Genomic DNA, 1,588 nt, shown 5'->3' with positions numbered 1-1,588 from the left:
GAGATGGCCCGCTGGTCCAGAGGTCACCGCCACGCGGACCTGCGGTGTCACAGCGACGCGGGGTCTCAAGGCGGATTCAACTGGTCGTCGCAACACCTCGATCGGGAGGTGTCAGATGGTTCGTCGTCAGCAGGCAGCAGATCGGGCGGAGCGACCGAAGCTTCGGTCCCCTGGGCATCCGAAGTTCCAACGGCATGTCGAGGCGGCGTTCTGGGCGGAGATCGCCAAGGGGCTATTGCCCATCGAGGCTGCTGCCGTGGTCGGCGTGGCGCAAGCTGTCGGTCAGCGATGGTTCCGCCACGCTGGCGGCATGCCTCCATTCGATCTGAAGTTCACGCCAACCGGACGCTACCTGTCGTTCGCTGAGCGTGAGGAGATCGCATTCCTGCGTGCTCAGGGACGCGGCGTGCGCGAGATCGCTCGAACTCTAGGCCGTAACCCGGGGACGATCTCCCGTGAGCTGCGGCGGAATGCGGCCGTCCGCTACGGAAGTCGCGGGTATCGAGCGTCGGTTGCGCAGTGGAAGGCCGACATGGCCGCGAAACGCCCGAAGGCGGCGAAGCTGGTCACGAACGTGCGGTTGCATACCTACGTCCAGGACCGATTATCGGGGCAGATCGCCACGCCTGATGGCAAGGTGATAATCGGTCCCGAGCCCCCACGGTTCACGGGGATCAACAAGCCCCACCGTAAGCACCGCGGGTGGTCCACGGCGTGGAGTCCGGAGCAGATCAGCAACCGGCTCAAGGTCGACTTCCCCGATGATGAGTCCATGCGCATCAGTCACGAGGCGATCTACCAATCCCTCTACATTCAGGGCCGCGGCGCGCTCAAACGCGAGCTTGTCTGGTGTCTGCGCACGGGCCGGGCGCTGCGCGCGCCGCGGGAACGGTCACGCCGCAAGACTTGGGCGCACGTCACTCCTGGAACGCTGATCAGCGAACGTCCCGCAGAAGCCGGAGACCGAGCTGTTCCCGGCCATTGGGAGGGTGACCTGCTGATTGGGCTCGAGCGCTCAGCGATTGGCACCGTCGTCGACCGCACGACCAGGTTCACGATGCTGGTCCACCTCCCCCGTGAGAAGGGATACCGACACAAGGAAACACCCAAGAACGGCCCCGCGCTGGCCGGCTATGGCGCGATCACGATGAAGAACGCGCTGGCGAGCACGATGTCGACGCTGCCCGCCCAACTGGCGAGGTCGTTGACCTGGGATCGCGGCAAGGAGATGTCCGCTCACGCACAGTTCACGGTCGAGACGGGCATCCCGGTGTTCTTCGCCGATCCGCAGTCCCCCTGGCAACGCGGCACGAACGAGAACACCAACGGACTACTGCGCCAGTACTTCCCCAAGGGCACCGACCTGTCGAGCTGGACGGCAGAGGAGATTGAAGCCGTCGCTCACGCACTCAACACAAGGCCCCGCAAGACCCTCGGCTGGAGAACCCCTGCCGAAGCCTTCAACGAGCAGCTACTGTTGCTCCAACAAGCCGGTGTTGCAACCACCGGTTGAACCCGGTCAATTCACGTCCATTCGCTACGGCGAACGCCTCGCGGAGATCGGCGCGACGCCGTCGATCGGGACCGT

Annotated in this window: 1 protein-coding gene; it reads left to right on the top strand. The window is 64.8% G+C overall.

Annotated elements, in window-relative coordinates; genetic code table 11:
• The first annotated feature begins 115 nt into the window (after positions 1-115).
• Positions 116-1,513, top strand: coding sequence for an IS30 family transposase (locus tag IE157_RS12710; RefSeq protein WP_029603730.1), 1,398 nt, complete (start codon positions 116-118; stop codon positions 1,511-1,513).
• The last annotated feature ends 75 nt before the right edge of the window (positions 1,514-1,588 follow it).

This window comes from Kocuria marina, from assembly GCA_014652975.1.
Lineage (GTDB): Bacteria > Actinomycetota > Actinomycetes > Actinomycetales > Micrococcaceae > Kocuria > Kocuria marina.
Note: the sequence above shows the minus strand (reverse complement) of the source record. Positions and strands in the feature narration are given on the sequence as shown.